Source organism: Actinomadura violacea (genome assembly GCF_017573465.1).
GTDB lineage: Bacteria > Actinomycetota > Actinomycetes > Streptosporangiales > Streptosporangiaceae > Spirillospora > Spirillospora violacea.
On record NZ_JAGEPF010000032.1, the window covers coordinates 114,019 to 129,867 of the forward strand.

The window sequence follows — 15,849 nt, forward strand, 5'->3', positions numbered from 1 at the left end:
GGGTTCACGTAGGCCCGGAAACGGCGCATTCGTGGCGGTATCGTGTGGCGATGCGGATCGAGGTGCTGTCGGACCATCCCGCGACTCAACTCCGAGCCACTGATGCCGCAATCGCCCGCACGCGGAACCAGATCGCCGAGCACGCCCGAGCAGTGGACACCCTGCGCCGGCACCAGCGAGCCTCACGCCGGTGGTGGCAACTCGGCAAACGGCTCCGGCACGCCCGCGAACTGCAGGCGATGCAGCAGACCGCCCCGGCCGTCGACCCCGCCGCGCTGCACAAACGCGCACAGCAGCAGGCCGGCGTCGCCGCCGAAGAGAGCCTGACGCACGACCTGCAGTGCTTCTTGCTCGGGGACTGGACGCTGTTCCGCGGCTACGCCAACCGGCGCGGCGAGGTCGACCACCTGCTGGTCGGCCGGTTCGGGATCTGGGCGATCGAGGTCAAGGGGCGGGGCGTGCGGGTCCACGTTACCGGCGACGACTGGCGGTTCGAGAAGTTCGACCGCTACGGAAACCTCGTCGATACCGGGGTGCTGGCCGACCGCCGAGGCCGCAGCTGGGGACGGCAGGTCTCCGAGATCGCCGCAGAGCTGGAGAAGTTCTTGCGCTCGCGCAGAACACCCGTCCAGGTACGCACCGCGGTCGTCGTGATGCATGATCGGGCGGAACTCGGCACCTGCCGCAGGCTCGGCGTCGACACCATCAGCATCGGAACCCAGCACCTGCACTGGAACAGATCTACCGGGCAGCCTTGGACCTGGATCAGCATACCCAGGACAAGATCGTCAAGCTGGTCCGGCGCGACCACCAATTCCACGCACGCAGACGCCCTGGACGCCGCGACTGACCCCGCGACCGACTCTGCGGAGCGCACCCCACCCCTGCGCCTGACCATCCGTAACGCCAGCGGGTCGCGGGTGGCCGCCAGGTTGGCGGGGCCGACTTCGGCGTCCACAGGTGGATGTAGCGAAGGGTCGGCTCAGTCGACCAGCTCCGCGGAGTAGGCGGAATCGGCCCAGAGCAGGGTGAGTTGGGGGTCGAGCAGGCGGAGCCGGGCGGGCCATGTCGCGGGCGACGGTCCGGTTGGACAGGGCCGCGGAGGTGACCAGCACCGTCAGCGGCAGCCGCAGATGGACACTGGGCCGCACCAGGCTGTGACGTGCCACGGTTCGTGTCGTCTGATCTGCCGAGCTATCTGTCGTACGGGCCATGCACTGGCCGCGCCGCGGTGCGCGTCGCTGCCTGCCGTAGCAAGCGGTTCCGGACGCCGATCGGCCAGGGCGTACCGGGGATTGTTCCGGCCGTCCGGCAGAGATGACGGCGCGGACAGGGTGAGGACGGCGACGCCGCCGCCGAGCGTATGTGGCAGGAGGGATCGTGGTCCGCACGGTAGGTGACTGGCGCCCTCAATCGGTGGGGGCGCAACGCAAACAGGGGACAAGGAGCTCTTCGTATGACCCTCCACGAAAACAGCGGCACCGACAAGTCCGAGACGAACCGCGCCAGCAGCACCTCCCTCCCGGGGAAGGTTCGCGACCGCGTCAGCGAGATCATGTTCGTCGCTGTCGTGGTCGCCCTGCCGGCGCTCGCTCTGGCGATGTGCGCCGTGCCCGGCCACGCCCAGAACACCTGCCCTGTCTGCAGCACGCAGTACTGCTCGCTGTGCGATGGGCACCCCAGTGACGGATCCTGCATCAAGTAAGTCCTGATGCGGACTCGGCAAGTCCGTTGCGGACGATGCTGACAACTCGTCCGTGACCCACATTCGCGGCCTCACCTTCCTCAGGTGGGGCCGCACTTCCCTCTAACGGACGGACCGGCTACATCTTCGGCCGGCCACCCTGCGGCTCACCGGACTGCCCTGGTGCCGCGCGGCGTCCCGCAGATCGAGGTGACGCTCGACGTCGACGCCAACGGCAACATCGGCGTTTTGGCGAGAGACCTGGGCACCGGCGTGGAACGGTCGGCGGCAGTCACCGTCGGGTCGGCCTTGCCCGAGGACGACATCGAGCAGATGGCGCGCGAGGCTCGGTGGTACGCCGAGCAAAGCCGCCGGCGCAAGGAGGAGGCCGAGGAGACGGTCGCCGAGGTCAAACGAAACCTAGAGCACACCGACACCGAGAGCGTCCGCACCAGCGCCGAGAAGCTCGCCCGGCTCGGTCGCAAGCTGCGGACCGTAGTACAGGCGCGACGTGTCCAACCTGGACGCCCTCGATGAGTTTCCGCGCTTCCGGCGGTCATCACCGTCATGGCGATCTTTGCTCTCATCCACGGTGCCGGCGGGAGCGCTCTCGACTGGCACCTGCTCGAAGCAGAACTTCGCAGCCGCGGGCACGACTCGGTCGCGGTCGACCTGCCGATGTCCGAACCCCAGGCGGGCCTCTGGGACTACGCCGACGCCGTCACCCGGGCGATCGGTGACCGCCGGCCCGTCGTGGTGGTGGCCCACTCCTGGGGTGGCTTCGTCGGCCCGCTCGTCTGCGCGCGCGCAGACGCCGCCGCGCTCGTCCTGGTGACCGCGATGATCCCGCGTCCAGGTGAGACTCCGAACGACTGGTGGGCGAACAGTGGCCGCCCCTCGTCCGGACACAGCGGCGACGACGAGCTCTACTTCCACGACGTCCCCCGCGAACTCGCCCAGCGGATACAGGCCCACGACGGCGCGCTCGCGGAAGGGATCAGCTTGGACCGTGCCGGGCGAGAGCCCTGGCCGCTGTCCGCATGGCCGGCCCTTCCGACGAGATACCTGCTCTGCCGCGACGACCGCTTCTTCACCCCTGAGTTCGTGCGCCGCCATGTGAAGGAACGGCTCGGCATCACTCCCGATGAAATGCCCGGGAGCCACATGGTGATGCTGTCTCGGCCCGGTGAACTGGCCGACTACCTGGTGCAGGTCCTCCCATCGCCCAATGCTCGCCCTACGACCACGGCCTGAACCCGCCGGAACGCTCGACGCGCTGGCCGCATCGCCCAGGGCCATTCACATCCTGCAACTCCGCAAGAGCAAATCACGCTGAAAAGGCTCACCAAATCATCGGCCTCCACCAGAGTGGCGCCCGAAGTGGTCATGTACTCGTTTTGTACTGCGGGCTTCTAGCGTGGGTACTCGCCTCGGAAAGCGAGGCCTCACCGAATGGCTCCTACACCTGCCGGGGGCCGGAGTGGCACGTGACCGCTCACACGAAGATCCTCTTCTTCTGGGCGGGAGAATGGTCGACGCTCGCCCCGTCCGCCGGCAGTACGAAGCCGGTCAAGTCGCACACCGTGAAATCCGGAAAGACCGATCATCGACGTGTCGAACGGCATGCGGCCTTCCCTGGACTGAGCGCCAGCTGCGTCAAGTTCATCGGTGTCACCGACGTGCATTGGAAGGACAGGAGAGGGAACCCGCACGCGAGCATCATGTACTCCAGAACCGTCGCGCTGAATTCGTTCGGCCAACGCTGCAAGCCGTGACGGGCGTACGTCACCGCTTGCTGGGGTGCTCGCCGGGCTTGTTCACGACGCCGCGCTGGAGGACCGCGGTGGCGGTGGCCTTGACCATGTAGCCGCGTTCGCCCAGGTAGTTCAGCGCCTTCTTATCGAAGATCCGTTCGCTGCGCTCGCCGTAGGCGACCAGCGCGGCGGCCGGTTCCTCGGTGTCGGCGAGCCGGTTCACCAGTTCGTCCGAGAAGTCCGGCACCAGGTCCCGGCCTCCGCAGTGCCGGTGCGCGGCCGAGTATTTTGTTAACGAAACTAATCAGTTATCCTCTCCGGCATGCCCGGCGGCGGGCGCGGCCCGCCGCTGTCGGGGAACCTGGTCGACAACCGCGGGCGGTACGCGGTCATGGTGGTCGGGTCCGTGCTGTACTGCGCGGCGTCCGGCCTGTACGTGCTGGCCCTGCCGGTCTGGGCGCTGCTGGCGGTCGCGGGCATGGCGGGGATGGTGTCGCGCGCCGCCGCACCACCCTCGCGATCGTCGCCGGCGCCGGCACCGTGACCGCGGGCATGCTCTGCCTGTTGGCCGCCGACCTGGCCGGACTTCGCGGCCTCGGTCCCGTCGCCGCCACCGGCGTGCTCATCGCCCTGGCCGCCATGCTGCCCGCGCTGCCCGGGATGCTCGCGTGCGCGGGCCGCTGGCTGCTGGCTGCTGTGGCCGCGCATCCCCGCCCCGGGCAACGCACGCGGTGCCACCGAACATCGTCTCTGGGGCACCGTCGCTGACGTGGTCACCCGCCGTCCTCGCCTGGCCGCGACCATCGTCACCACAGGACTGGTGGCCGCCACCCTCGGCCTGACCAGCCTGCACACCAGCGCCGACCCCCTCGACAAGGTGCCCTCGCACAGCGACTCGGTCACCGGACAGCAGATCCTCGCGCAGCACTTCCCGCAGGGGACGTCGGCGCCGCTGACCGTGGTCCTGCCCACCGGCATCGACCAGGCGATGCGCACCGCCGCCCGGCAGGCCGCGAGCACCGCGCCCAACGTGGCCTGGGCCGAGCCCGGCGAGCCACTCGGTGACCGGCCGACCATCACCGTCGACCTGGCCGTGCCCCGTACGGCCAAGCCGCCGACACCATCGACGACCTGCGCCACCGTCTCGACGACGTCCGCCCGGAATCCTGGTCGGCGGGTCGCCCGCCCTGCGGCTGGACTACCGGCAGGCCGCGCTGGCCGACACCTGGCGCATCGTGCCGCTGGTCTCGCTGGCCATCACCCTCATCCTCGGTCTGCTCCTGCGCTCCATCGTCGCGCCGGTGATGCTGCCGGCCGCGGTGGTGCTGCCGTTCGCCGCCTCCCTCGGCATCGCCGCCCTGGTCTTCACCCACGTCCTGGGCTTCGGTGTCATCACCGCCGCCGGACTCGTCCTGGCCGGCACCTTCGCCGCCCTGGCCCAGATCCCGGACGTCACCGTCGCCGAAGTCGGTATCGCCGTCGCCATCGGCGTCCTCGTCGACACCCTCCTCGTCCGCTCCCTGCAAGTCCCCGCCCTGGTGACCCTCCTCGCCGAACGAACGTGGTGGCCCGCCCGTGCCGCTGGGACGGGCCGAGCTGAGCACCACCGATGACTGCCGCATCCCAGGCGGTTCAGCGTGGGACGGCCACCAGCGCCATCGGCAGGGCCGAACGCCGGAAGTCGACCAGAGGCCAAAGCAACTGAAGGCGGCCGCCGTGCACGGCCAGTTCGTAACGCCCGCAGAAGTCGCGCCGGTACCCGCCGGCCGACACCTTCTGGCAGGCGACCGGCCCGCCGTCCAGGTTCAGGGCCAGGCGCAGGTCGAGCCCGGTACGGGGCAGGAACGCGGCGAGCGAGGGCAGGGAGAAGTAGGCATCGCGAGTGGTGCCGACGATGATCCGCCCGGCGCCGTCCTGCCCGAGGAAACTGCGGTTGGCCAGCCATCGCTCGTCTGTGCCGCCGGCCCGGCCGTGCCCGTCGGCTCCGAGCAGCATCGGGTAGGACACCATCGCCTGGCTCGTGCCGCCGATGGCCTGCCGCCAGTCGAGACCGGCCAGGTCGACCAGCCGGGCACCGCCCTGGCCACCGGGCCCGCCGACCACGAACGCCCCGTGCGTGGCCTGGTAGGAAGCAGGACCGAGCCGGTGGCCGTCGCTGACCACCGGGGTGTCCGGTGTCCCGTGACGGCCGTAGTAGCTGCCGTTGACGACCAGCGACGCCCCGGTGGCCTTCATCCAGTCACCGACGTCCCGGTCGCCCGCCGGACGATTGAGCACGCGGAACCGGTAGCGGGCCGTGTCGATCCGGCTGAGCAGCAGGGCGTCCACGGATTGCCCGCCCACCCGGACGGGCAACTCGGCGACCTCCAGCCCGGTGGCGACCTGATGCCAGCGCACCGGCTCGGGCGCATCAGGCGTGCGCTGCCCGGCCAACGACAACCGGATCCCCCGGGACAGCCGATGGTCGTCCGGGGAGACGTCACCCCAGACATTGGCGCCGCGCCGCAACATGACGTTGACCGCGTACCAGCCGCCCTTCCCGTAGGCGATCCCCACCACCACCGACGCCACCAGGACGGGAGCCGAGGCCAGTGCGACAATCCATCGCCACCGCCACTGTCGCAGGACTCTGGTCCGGATCATGCGAGTTATGACGCATGACTTTCAGAGCCGGTTCGGACCGCGCATTGTCCGCCCCGGGTTCGGTTCTCGGATGCGTGGCGTTGACTCGCAGGTCGTATTCTTGTCGGCGATGGGAACACGAGGTGTGGAAGGCGCATATCAGGGTGCGCTTCGGGCGTTCCAGAACCCGATGCTCGATCTGCTCCACCGGACCTATGCGCCGTTCGTGGTGACGGTCCTGGCGATGATGTTCACACCGGAGCGGCCGACGGTGGCGGTGCCGGATGCGCACACGGAGATCGCCGACGCCCTCGACCGGTTGCGGGCCGCGGGCTACGGCGACGACGGCGACCAGCCCTTGCCCGCGGGGAATGCCCGTGACCTGTGCAGGCAGTGGGTGCACGCGGGCTGGCTGGTGCGGCAGGTCACCGACGACGTCGAGGTGTACCGGCTGTCCGCACACGGGGTCGGCGCGCTGGAGGTGGCCGGCCGGGTCGGCGGGGCGCGGACCAGGGTGTCGGAGTCCCGGGTCCGGACGCTGCTGGAGGCGGTCGAGCGGCTCGCGCAGGACGCGGACCCGGACGTGATGGCCCGGATGGCGCGCCTCCAGACGGAGATCGATCAGCGCCGGCGGGAGCTCGACCGGCTCGAACGGGGCGGCGCCATCGACGCCGTCGCCGACGATCAGCTGCTCGAGGCGGCCGAGAACGTGCTGCATCTGGCCCGGGAGCTGCCCGCCGACTTCGCCCGCGTCGCCGAGTCGATCAAGGCCATGCAGCGGGACGTCGTCGCCGACCTGCGGCAGGATGTGCGGCCGACCGGGGAGGTCCTGCGCGAGTACCTGGAGCGCGGCCGGCAGATCATGGACACGACACCGGAGGGCCGCGCGTTCGCCGGGGCGTTGCGCCTGATCGGCGACCCGGCGCAGATCGACGACCTGTGGAACCTGCTGCGCACCGTGCTGCGGCACGGGTTCACCGACCTGATGCCGGAGCCGCAGCGCAGGGAGCTCGCCGAGATCGCACGCCGGATCGAGCAGGGCGTCAAGGAGGTGCTGGCCGCGCAGCGGCAGGCGTCGCACGTCATCACCACCCAGGTGCGCGACCACGACCCGATGCGCGACCGCCAGGTGGACGAGCTGCTGCGGGAGGTGATGTCGGGGTTCCACACCTGGGTGCCGAGGTCGCGCCGCGGCACGGTCGTCGCGCCGCTGCGCCGCCTGCCGGTGGCCGACGTGAAGCAGCTGCGGCAGACCCTGAGCGATCTGCGTCCGCCCACGCCGCCCACGCCGCTGCGGGAATGGGACGAGGCGGAGGACGTGCCGGACGCGGACACCCGGGCGTGGGGCGGTCCCCAGTACGCCGAACTGCACGCGCATCTGGCGGCGTTCGCCGGAGATGCGGACGGCGTCGACGTCGCGGCCGCGTTCCGCGCGGCGGCGCAGCAGATACGGCGGCCGGTGGATCTGCTCGGCCTGCTGGAGATCGCCCATGGTTTCGGAATGACCGACACGGCCGAGGTCGCGGTGGTCGATGCGGTCAGGCCGGACCTGACCCGTCGGCGGCTAGCGTTCGGCGGAGTGCTCGCAGCGAACCCGGCGACGCCCCGTCCCGCGGACGGTGCCGCCGATGAGAGGCCCGGAAACGACGATGAGTGAACCGGACGGCGCGGACGACGGCTGGCCGAGCGGCGCGGAGGCCGGCTTCATCGACCCGGTGGCGATGGAGGACGATCCGTCCGAACTGTTCGCCGGCGACACCGGCACGCTGGACGTGGACGTGCGGAGGGTGCTGGTGCGGCTGCTGCAGCGCAGGTTCGTCCTGGCCGACAAGAGCCCGGCGCAGTGGCGCACGCTGCTGGAGAACCAGCAGCTCATCGAGTCGCGGCTGCACGACCTGTTCGTCCGGCTCGTGGTCGACCACGACCGGGGCATCGCCTACAAGCAGCAGGTGCGTTCGGAGGAGTCGGACGTCCCGATCCTTCTGAAGGACGACCCCTACAGCCGGGCCGAGACCCTGGTGCTGGTCCACCTGCGGACCGTCTTCCAGCGGGAGCGCGGGACCGGCGAGACGTCCGCGCGGGTCGACATCGAAGAGCTGGAGCAGACCGTGCTCACCTACTTCGACCCCGACGACCACAACCTCGCCCGCGGCCAGCGCGAGATCCGCAACGCGGTGGAGCGGCTGGCCAAGGACGGGCTGCTCGTGGAGGAGTCCGCGGGCCGGTACCGCATCACGCCGCTGGTCGAGGTCGTGCTGAGCACCGGGAAGCTGACCGAACTGAGCCAGTGGCTCCGGGAGCAGAACGAGGCCGCGCCATGAGCATGATCGATACGTTGTTCGGGCTGATCCCGGCGGCGTCGCGCGGGCAGCAGTGGGTGGCGAGGGACCTGCAGCTGGTCAACTGGGGCGGCTACGACGGGTATCACCGCATCCGGTTCGCCCCGGGCGCGACCCTGTTCAGCGGCGGTTCCGGGTCGGGCAAGTCGACGCTGATGGACTCCTACATCGCGTTGCTGATGCCGCACACCACGCCGTTCAACGGGGCGTCCAACGGCGGGGTGGTCGGCCGGCCGCGCGGCAAGGACCAGCGCAACATCCTCTCCTACGCGCGCGGGAAGCTCGACGAGTCGCGGGCGGACGGTGAGACCAGGATGCGCGTGCTGCGCGGGGACGGCCGCGACACCTGGTCGGCGATCGCGATGACCTGGGCGGACCCGAGCGGTGCGGTGTTCACCGCGCTCCGGGCCTGGTACGTGCCGTCGTCCGCGCGCACTCTCGACGATGTCGTCGCGGTCCGCGCCGTCCGCGACGACGCCTACGACCTGCGCGAGCTGGACGGCCCGGCGGGCAGGAGGTTCGCCCGCGACGCGGTCGCCGCGACGGGCCTGACGTGCTTCGGCACCGACCGGGACTTCACCGCCCGGCTGCACACCGCGCTCGGCATCGGCGCCGCCGGGGACGGGCACAAGGCGGTCGGGCTGCTCGGCCGGATCCAGGCCGGCCAGCAGATCACCACGGTCGACGCGCTGTACAAGACGATGGTCCTGGAGGAGCCGTCCACCCTGGCCACGGCGGACGAGGTGGTGCAGCAGTTCGACGAGCTGTCCGGCACCCGGGAGCGGATGATCACCGCCCGCCGGCAGGTGCGGGCGCTGGCCCCGATCCGCGACCACCGGAAGGCCATCGACGACGCGGTGGCCCGGTTGCGGGTGATCGACGACGTCGGATCGTTCACCGACCCGGCGTCGCCCGCGGCGCTGTGGCGGCACGAACGCCGGCTCGACCTGCTGCGCGCGGCAGAGGAGGACCTGACCCGGCGGCGCCGCCGGGCCGAGCAGGAGGTGGGGGAGACGTCCGCGCTGATCGGCGTGGCGGAGTCCCGGCGGGAGGCGCTGCTGGACACCCTGCGCGCGTCCGGCGGCGACCGGCTGGAGACCGCGCTCCGGGAGGTCCGCAATGTGGAGCGGCGGCTGGCCGACGCCGAACGCGGACGGGAGCGGCTGGGCCGGGCCCTGGGCGCCATCGGCACCGCCGTGTCGACCGGCGAGGACTTCGCCGCGCTGGTCGAGGCGGCGCGCCGGGCGCTGGCCGACTCCGAGGCCAGGAAGACCGCCCAGAACGAGTTCGCGAAGGCGGCGGGGGAGGCCGCGGCCGCCGGACGCGAACTGGCCGGTCTGCGCGACGAGCGCGCGGCGGTCGAGGCCCGCCGCGGCAATATCCCCACCGACCTGCACGCCGCCCGCGATCGGCTGGCCGACGCCGCCGGGCTCACCTCCGACGACCTGCCGTTCGTCGGCGAGCTGATCGAGGTGCGCACGGAGTTCGAACCGTGGCGGGAGGCGTTCAACCTGGCGCTCGGCGGGTTCGCCACCCGGATGCTGATCGACATCGGCCGGCTGAACGCGTTCCGCGAGGCGATCAACGCGGTGAAGAACCCCCGCCGCATCCAGTTCGAAGGCGTCCGCACCGGCATGCGCGACGACGTCGGGCTGAACGACAGGACGCTCCCCGGCCGGCTCGACTACCGGCCGTCGCCGTTCACCGCCTGGCTCAAGAGCGAACTCGTCCGCGGCTTCGACTTCGTCTGCGTCGAGACGCCCAAGCTGCTGATGCAGCACTCGAAGGCGCTCACGATCAGCGGCCAGACGTCGCAGGCCGGCCGGGGCGCGCACGGCGGCCACGGCCGGCCCAACCTGCTGGGGTTCAGCAACACCAGGCTGCTCGCCGACCTCGACGTCCGGATCGGGCACGCCCGGGAGCGCCGCGACGACGCCGTCGCGCGGGAGGCGGAGGCGCAGCAGACCCTCAACTCGTTCGAGGAGCGGCGCGCCGCCTACCAGGCCGTGACCGAACTGTCCTGGGAGCAGGTGGACGTCGGGTCCGTCACCGCCGAACGGGATCGCTGGCAGCAGGTCATCACCGAGGTCCGCGAGGGCAACCCGGAGATCGACCGGCTGCAGCAGGAGGCGGAGGACCTCAGGCAGGAGGCGAAGGACCTGACCGAGCGCGTCGGCGGGCAGAAGCGGGAGCTGGACGGGCTCGAGAAGGAATGGGAATCGATCGTCGACGAGGTGGACGGCGCCCAGCGGGCGCTCGACACCGCCGCGGCGACCGGCACCGAGGTGAGCGCGGAGCACCGGGGCTACCTCACGGGACTGTTCGACGACGCCCCCGACGGCACCGGCCCGGCGGCCGCACTGAAGGAGTTCGACGCCGCGCACCGTCGCGGCTTCGAACGGATGCGCGCCGACCGCACGTCGGCGGAGGAGGAGATCGGCCGGTCCCGCAAGGCGCTGCGGGACACGTTCTCGACGTTCGTCGAACGCTGGCCGAACCCGAACCTCGGCACCGAACCGGACGCCTCGTACCGCGACTTCGACCGGCTGCTCACCGATCTGGAGACCAGCGGCCTGCACGAACTGGAGACGGAGTGGCGCGACAGCCTGCTCAAACTCTCCGGCAACGACCTGACCAGCCTGGACAGCGAGCTCGCCGCCGCGGTCCGGGAGATCCGCGACCGGATCGACCCGGTCAACCGGATCCTCGCCGAACTGCCGTTCGCCGACGACGGCCACCGGCTGCGCATCGACCCGCAGGAAAGCCACTCCGCGGTGCGCGCCCGGTTCCGCAAGGAGCTGCGCGACGTGCGCGCCGCCATCGACAAGGCGGCGACCGACGCCGACCGGGAGCGCGCCTACCACCGCATGGCCAAGGTGATCGACCGCATCCGCCGCACCGCGCCCGATTTCGCCGACCTGGTCGACGTGCGCAACCACGTCCGGATCAGCGCGGAGAAATGCGACCTCGCCGGCGAGCACGTCGCGGTCTACGACCACATCGGAGAGAAGTCCGGCGGCGAGTCCCAGGAGCTGGTCGCGTTCATCGTCGGCGCCGCGCTGCGCTACCAGCTGGGCGACGCGGGCGCCGAACGCCCCCGCTACGCCCCCGTCTTCCTCGACGAGGCGCTGATCAAGGCGGACGCGCACTTCACCGGCCGGGCCATCGGCGCCTGGCGCGGGCTCGGCTTCCAGCTGGTCATCAGCGCCCCCAACGACAAGCACAGCGCGATCGAACCCCACGTGGACGCCGAATACGTGACCCTCAAGAACACCGAGGGGCGGTCATGGGCGAAACCCATCGTGGCGGTTCCCGACGCATGACCCCCCGACTGATCACCCCGGCCGACGCGGTCGAGTCGCTGCGCCGCAAGGTCCACCAGAAGTGGGCGGCGGCCGTGTGCGCCGACCTCGGCGCCGGAGAACCGGTCACGTTCTCCGTCCCGCTCCGTCCCGGCGTTGCGACCGGTAGCGCGGTGTCGCGGATCGGGCACGCCGCCTGGCACGAGTGGCACATGCGCTGGCGTGAGTTCGCCGGCCGGCACACCGCGGGCGTGCTGATCGTCCGCAAGCCGGTGTCCGTCCAAGGCGTGACGGACGAGTACCCCACCACGCTCGTCGCGGACCTGGACGCCGCCGTCGCACTGGCCTCCGGAACCGGGCCGCCGATCGTGGACGTCGCCCGCGCCCGCGCGCTCGCGTCGTCGCTGCGGTCCACCGGCGCGGTCCTCACCCCGGCCACCGTCCGCGCCGTCTGCCTGCTCGGAGCCGATGACGTCGACGTACTGCTCAACGCGGTGACCTGGCTGCGTGACAACCCCGACGCGGGCGCGTGGACCGCCCGCCAGCTCCCGGTCCCCGGCATGCACACCAAGTGGCTCGACACCCATGGCGCATTGCTGCGCGACGTCGCCGGACGCGACGTCCGCGACGAGGTCCGGTCCCGGCCGGCCGTGCTGCATCTGACCTACGTCGATCCCGGACACGCCGCGTCGGGCAGCCGCAGGCATGACGCGTGGACCACGGGCGACACGCACGACATCGCCTACCGGCCGCGGATCGTCCTCGTCGTCGAGAACCGCGACTCCAGACTCTGGTTCCCGCCTGTGCCGGACACCATCGTGGTCGAGGGTGGCGGCAAGGCCGCTGCGGCCCTCCTTGCGGACGTCCCCTGGATCCGCGCCGCGGACCACATCGTCTACTGGGGAGACATCGACGCGGACGGATACGCGATCCTCGACCGGTTCCGCGCCGCGCTGGCTGAGCCCGCGCCGGACGGCACGCCACCGAAACCGGTCACCTCGATGCTGATGGACGCCGCCGACCTGCACCAGTACGCCCGGCACGGGGTGAACCACGACAAGGCCGGTCGCCCCATCAAGCCGTCTTCGGCGATCCTGCCGCATCTCACCGAAGCCGAGGCCACCGCCTACGACACCGTCGCGACCGCAGGCCCCACCCCGTTCCGCCGGATCGAACAGGAAGCGATTCCCCTGGCCCGTGCCGCGACCCGGTTGCTGGACGTCCGCACGAGATCCCATCCGTGACGAAGCGGCTGACGGTATCGAGCGGGAGAATGTCCACTTCTGGGCCGGTTCAGGCCGGGCGGATCCGGTGTCCGGACGTCGGTGAGATGACACACCTGGCCCTGCTTGCTTAACTATGGACGATCTTGTCGTTACTGTCGTACCCCAGGGTCGGCGATGCGGTCACCGGAGGTAACGATGCGGTCCGGACGGTGGGTGCTCGTCACCTGGCTGATCATCGGAGCGCTCGCTGCGGGACAGCGCCACTACTTCACCCAGATCGACGGCAGCTGCGCCAAGTTCGCGACGATCGGGCTCACCATGGTCTCCGGTCCGCTCAACTACATCGGTCTCAACCCCACCGCGAATTGCAAGGTCCCCGAGCCGAGCAAGTGAAGCCCCCCGGGTCGTGGCGCTCACGGTCCGGGGAGGCGATCATGTAGGGATGACCTCCTCGCCCCGCCCGCCGCACGTCGGGTACCTCCTGGACAACGCGCGCGCCGAGGCGGGCGAGCGATTCGTTTGGCTGGCCGAACTGTTCGACGGCGTGACGCGGGGGCACTTCGATCGGCTGGGGGTCGGGGCCGGTTCGCGCTGCTGGGAGGTGGGGGCCGGTGGCCGCAGTATCCCGGAGGCGCTCGCGGCGGCCGTCGGTCCGACCGGGCACGTGCTGGCCACGGACATCGACCCGTCGTGGCTGGAGGCAGGCGACGGGTACGAGGTGCGCCGGCACGACGTCGCCGCCGATCCGCCCCCGGAGCCGGGGACGTTCGATCTGGTGCACGCCCGGCTCGTCCTGGTCCATGTACCCGACCGGGCTCGGGCGCTGGCCACGATGGCGGCAGCGCTGCGGCCGGGCGGCTGGCTGCTGGTCGAGGACGCCGATACCGCTCTGCAACCACTGGCGTGCCTGGACGACAGCGGCCCCGCGCAGCGGCGGGCCAACCGGCTGCGCGACGCGTTCCGGCAGCTGCTGACACGCCGCGGCGCGGACCTGCGCTACGGCCGGACACTGCCGCGGGCGTTGCGTGAGGCCGGCTTGGCAGACGTCGCCGCGGCGGGCTCTTTCCCGGTCGGCGGGCTGCCCTGCGACCGGCTGGAGGCGGCGACCATCCGGCACGTGCGCGGCGAGCTGGTCGCGGCCGGCCTGGCCGGCGACGCCGAGATCGACGCGCACCTGGCCGCCGTCCAAGCGGGCGAACTCGACCTGACGCTCGCGCCGCTGATCTCGGCCTGGGGACGGCGGCCGGCCGAGGAGCCGCCGGCAAGCGGTTAGGCCAGGATCCGGGTACGTGTTCGTCTGGCCGCGTCAGGGAGCCGTGGTGTTCTCAGGAACGCGCGGGGCCGGGCTCGCCGGCCGTGACGGCTCGGTGCTCCTGATCAGCCACAGGCCCGTGAACACGGCCGTGGCCAAGGTGACGGCGCCGGCCACGACGAAGGCGCTGTTGAGCCCCGCCTCGAAGGAGGCGCCACCGGACTCCCGGGTGCGGACGACGGCTCCGAGCACCGCGACGCCGAGGACCGCGCCGATCTGCCGGGTGGTGCTGCTGACGCCCGACGCGAGGCCGCCCTCCTGCGGGCCGGCCGCCTGGATGGCGGCGCCGGTCAGCGGGGACATGGTCAGGGCGAAACCGATGCCGACGACGGCGAGTCGCCACCACACGTTCGCGTAGCCGGTGTCGGCGTGCACGAAGCCCAGGGCCAGCAGTCCCAGCCCGGCGAGCGTCAGGCCGACGGTGACCATGATCCGGAAGCCGTACCGGGCGGCCAACCGGCCAGCGAACGGGCTGACGATGACCATGGCGAGCGTGGCGGGCAGGGTCTGCACCCCGGCTTGCAGGATCGAGCTGCCCTGGACGTAGACGAAGAACTGGGAGAAGAAGAACGACGAGCCCATGAGCGCGAAACCGACCACGATCATCGCCGTGTTGGAGACCGTGAACAGCCGTTGCCGGAAGAGTCGCAACGGCAGCATCGGTGCCGGAACCCGCCCTTCCACGACCACGAAGGCGGCGAGGACCACGGCCGCGGCGGCGAAGCTGCTCAGGATCACCGGCGAGGTCCAGCCACGGGAGCCGCCCTCGATCAGCCCGTAGGTGAGCGCCCCCACGCCCAGGACGGACAGGACCGTCCCCGGGACGTCGATCGCCGGCGCGCTGGGGTTGCGGGACTCGTCCAGCACGCGCAGGCCGGCGACCAGCAGGAGCGCGCCGACGGGCACGTTGACGAGGAAGATGGCGGGCCAGCCGAGGGCCTCCACCAGGACGCCGCCGGCCAAGGGCCCGGCGGCCAGGCCGATCCCGCTGAGTCCGGCCCACAGCCCGATCGCCCTGACCCGCTCGTGTGGAACCGGGTACGCGGCGGCGAGCAGGGTCAGCGAGGCGGGGCTCAGCGCCGCGGCCCCGATGCCCTGCAGCACCCGCCCGACGATCAGCCAGCCGATCGAGGGCGCGGCGGAGCACAGGGCGGACGCGGCGGTGAACACCACGACGCCGGCCAGGAAGATCCTCTTGCGGCCGAACCGGTCGGCGAAGACGCCGCCGGACAGCAACAGCATGGCGACCAGCAGCACATAGGCGTCGACGATCCATTGCAGCCCGGTCAACCGGGTGTGCAGCCGCTCCTGCATGTCGGGCAGCGCCGCACCGACGATCGTGTTGTCGAGCAGCACCATGAACTGCCCCAGGCACGTCACCGTGAGCAACGCCGCCCGGTTCGGCACGGCCACCGGCGGTGCAGACTTCATCGTTCCTCCTAAAGCAGTTCGCTACTGCGTTAGGAATGTAGACGACGGGCGCCGTTAACGCAACTGGGAGCTGCGCTAAGGTGAGGGCATGGAGGAACGAGAGCCGGCCCGGCGGCCCGGCGGACGCAGCGCCCGCGTCCGGGCGGCGGTGCACCAGGCCGTCACGGACCTGGTCGGCG

The 15,849-nt window shown here is 71.2% G+C and carries 17 protein-coding genes; 14 read left to right on the plus strand and 3 right to left on the minus strand.

From position 1 onward, the window contains the following. The first annotated feature begins 50 nt into the window (after positions 1-50). The 5 genes from J4709_RS41755 to J4709_RS41775 all read left to right on the plus strand — a co-directional run bounded on the left by J4709_RS41755 (position 51) and on the right by J4709_RS41775 (position 3,459). Positions 51-1,007 carry a nuclease-related domain-containing protein gene (locus J4709_RS41755; RefSeq protein WP_208250431.1) on the plus strand — a complete coding sequence of 319 codons (957 nt, stop codon included), beginning with the start codon at positions 51-53 and terminating at the stop codon, positions 1,005-1,007. A 449-nt stretch (positions 1,008-1,456) separates the two neighbouring features. Beyond that, a complete protein-coding gene (locus J4709_RS41760; protein WP_208250432.1) occupies positions 1,457-1,705 on the plus strand; it encodes a hypothetical protein in 249 nt (82 codons plus the stop codon). Between the two features lie 162 nt (positions 1,706-1,867). Continuing rightward, on the plus strand, positions 1,868-2,221 hold the full coding sequence (locus J4709_RS41765; RefSeq protein ID WP_307802018.1) for an Hsp70 family protein: 354 nt from the start codon (positions 1,868-1,870) through the stop codon (positions 2,219-2,221). A gap of 30 nt (positions 2,222-2,251) precedes the next feature. Next, positions 2,252-2,938, plus strand: coding sequence for an alpha/beta fold hydrolase (locus J4709_RS41770; RefSeq protein ID WP_208250434.1), 687 nt, complete (start codon positions 2,252-2,254; stop codon positions 2,936-2,938). 233 nt (positions 2,939-3,171) lie between these two features. Beyond that, a complete protein-coding gene (locus J4709_RS41775; RefSeq protein WP_208250435.1) occupies positions 3,172-3,459 on the plus strand; it encodes a hypothetical protein in 288 nt (95 codons plus the stop codon). A gap of 10 nt (positions 3,460-3,469) precedes the next feature. On the opposite strand, the gene J4709_RS41780 is transcribed toward J4709_RS41775, so the two are convergent. Then, on the minus strand, positions 3,470-3,685 hold the full coding sequence (locus J4709_RS41780) for a hypothetical protein (protein ID WP_208250436.1): 216 nt from the start codon (positions 3,683-3,685) through the stop codon (positions 3,470-3,472). A 75-nt stretch (positions 3,686-3,760) separates the two neighbouring features. On the opposite strand from J4709_RS41780, the gene J4709_RS54060 reads away from it, so the two are divergent. The 3 genes from J4709_RS54060 to J4709_RS41790 all read left to right on the plus strand — a co-directional run bounded on the left by J4709_RS54060 (position 3,761) and on the right by J4709_RS41790 (position 5,051). Continuing rightward, positions 3,761-3,982 carry a hypothetical protein gene (locus J4709_RS54060; RefSeq protein WP_232384874.1) on the plus strand — a complete coding sequence of 74 codons (222 nt, stop codon included), beginning with the start codon at positions 3,761-3,763 and terminating at the stop codon, positions 3,980-3,982. Positions 3,983-3,990: 8 nt separating this feature from the next. Further along, complete coding sequence (locus J4709_RS41785; protein ID WP_372442226.1) at positions 3,991-4,206, plus strand: MMPL family transporter; 216 nt, start codon at positions 3,991-3,993, stop codon at positions 4,204-4,206. Between the two features lie 293 nt (positions 4,207-4,499). Then, positions 4,500-5,051, plus strand: a complete 552-nt coding sequence (locus tag J4709_RS41790) for an MMPL family transporter (RefSeq protein ID WP_208250451.1) — start codon at positions 4,500-4,502, stop codon at positions 5,049-5,051. A gap of 19 nt (positions 5,052-5,070) precedes the next feature. Here the strand turns inward: J4709_RS41790 and J4709_RS41795 are convergent, their stop codons facing one another. Then, positions 5,071-6,081: a phosphodiester glycosidase family protein gene (locus J4709_RS41795; RefSeq protein WP_208250459.1), complete on the minus strand. Its 1,011-nt coding sequence runs from the start codon at positions 6,079-6,081 to the stop codon at positions 5,071-5,073. Between the two features lie 109 nt (positions 6,082-6,190). On the opposite strand from J4709_RS41795, the gene J4709_RS41800 reads away from it, so the two are divergent. The 6 genes from J4709_RS41800 (at position 6,191) to J4709_RS41825 (ending at position 14,200) form a co-directional block, all read left to right on the plus strand. After that, positions 6,191-7,717: a DUF3375 domain-containing protein gene (locus J4709_RS41800; RefSeq protein ID WP_269757590.1), complete on the plus strand. Its 1,527-nt coding sequence runs from the start codon at positions 6,191-6,193 to the stop codon at positions 7,715-7,717. After that, positions 7,710-8,381: a DUF4194 domain-containing protein gene (locus tag J4709_RS41805; RefSeq protein ID WP_208250463.1), complete on the plus strand. Its 672-nt coding sequence runs from the start codon at positions 7,710-7,712 to the stop codon at positions 8,379-8,381. The genes J4709_RS41800 and J4709_RS41805 overlap by 8 nt, the downstream gene beginning before the upstream one ends. Then, complete coding sequence (locus tag J4709_RS41810) at positions 8,378-11,722, plus strand: ATP-binding protein (protein ID WP_208250466.1); 3,345 nt, start codon at positions 8,378-8,380, stop codon at positions 11,720-11,722. Before J4709_RS41805 ends, J4709_RS41810 begins: the two co-directional genes overlap by 4 nt. Next, the gene (locus tag J4709_RS41815; RefSeq protein WP_208250468.1) at positions 11,719-12,945 is read left to right on the plus strand and encodes a DUF3322 and DUF2220 domain-containing protein; all 1,227 of its coding nucleotides are present in this window, start codon (positions 11,719-11,721) and stop codon (positions 12,943-12,945) included. Before J4709_RS41810 ends, J4709_RS41815 begins: the two co-directional genes overlap by 4 nt. A gap of 177 nt (positions 12,946-13,122) precedes the next feature. Then, entirely contained in the window at positions 13,123-13,320 is a 198-nt protein-coding gene (locus J4709_RS41820; protein ID WP_208250470.1) for a hypothetical protein, read from the plus strand. Between the two features lie 49 nt (positions 13,321-13,369). Next, the gene (locus J4709_RS41825) at positions 13,370-14,200 is read left to right on the plus strand and encodes a methyltransferase domain-containing protein (RefSeq protein WP_208250472.1); all 831 of its coding nucleotides are present in this window, start codon (positions 13,370-13,372) and stop codon (positions 14,198-14,200) included. A 33-nt stretch (positions 14,201-14,233) separates the two neighbouring features. Here J4709_RS41825 and J4709_RS41830 read toward each other — a convergent pair whose 3' ends face one another. Continuing rightward, positions 14,234-15,670 carry an MFS transporter gene (locus J4709_RS41830; protein WP_208250473.1) on the minus strand — a complete coding sequence of 479 codons (1,437 nt, stop codon included), beginning with the start codon at positions 15,668-15,670 and terminating at the stop codon, positions 14,234-14,236. Positions 15,671-15,849: the final 179 nt, after the last annotated feature.

Bases quoted from the DNA above. Each gene is read 5' to 3' on its own strand.
- J4709_RS41755 (WP_208250431.1), top strand. From the start codon at position 51: ATGCGGATCGAGGTGCTGTCGGACCATCCCGCGACTCAACTCCGAGCC.
- J4709_RS41760 (WP_208250432.1), top strand. From the start codon at position 1,457: ATGACCCTCCACGAAAACAGCGGCACCGACAAGTCCGAGACGAACCGC.
- J4709_RS41770 (WP_208250434.1), top strand. From the start codon at position 2,252: ATGGCGATCTTTGCTCTCATCCACGGTGCCGGCGGGAGCGCTCTCGAC.
- J4709_RS54060 (WP_232384874.1), top strand. From the start codon at position 3,761: ATGCCCGGCGGCGGGCGCGGCCCGCCGCTGTCGGGGAACCTGGTCGAC.
- J4709_RS41785 (WP_372442226.1), top strand. From the start codon at position 3,991: ATGCTCTGCCTGTTGGCCGCCGACCTGGCCGGACTTCGCGGCCTCGGT.
- J4709_RS41795 (WP_208250459.1), bottom strand. From the start codon at position 6,081: ATGATCCGGACCAGAGTCCTGCGACAGTGGCGGTGGCGATGGATTGTC.
- J4709_RS41800 (WP_269757590.1), top strand. From the start codon at position 6,191: ATGGGAACACGAGGTGTGGAAGGCGCATATCAGGGTGCGCTTCGGGCG.
- J4709_RS41805 (WP_208250463.1), top strand. From the start codon at position 7,710: ATGAGTGAACCGGACGGCGCGGACGACGGCTGGCCGAGCGGCGCGGAG.
- J4709_RS41810 (WP_208250466.1), top strand. From the start codon at position 8,378: ATGAGCATGATCGATACGTTGTTCGGGCTGATCCCGGCGGCGTCGCGC.
- J4709_RS41815 (WP_208250468.1), top strand. From the start codon at position 11,719: ATGACCCCCCGACTGATCACCCCGGCCGACGCGGTCGAGTCGCTGCGC.
- J4709_RS41820 (WP_208250470.1), top strand. From the start codon at position 13,123: ATGCGGTCCGGACGGTGGGTGCTCGTCACCTGGCTGATCATCGGAGCG.
- J4709_RS41825 (WP_208250472.1), top strand. From the start codon at position 13,370: ATGACCTCCTCGCCCCGCCCGCCGCACGTCGGGTACCTCCTGGACAAC.
- J4709_RS41830 (WP_208250473.1), bottom strand. From the start codon at position 15,670: ATGAAGTCTGCACCGCCGGTGGCCGTGCCGAACCGGGCGGCGTTGCTC.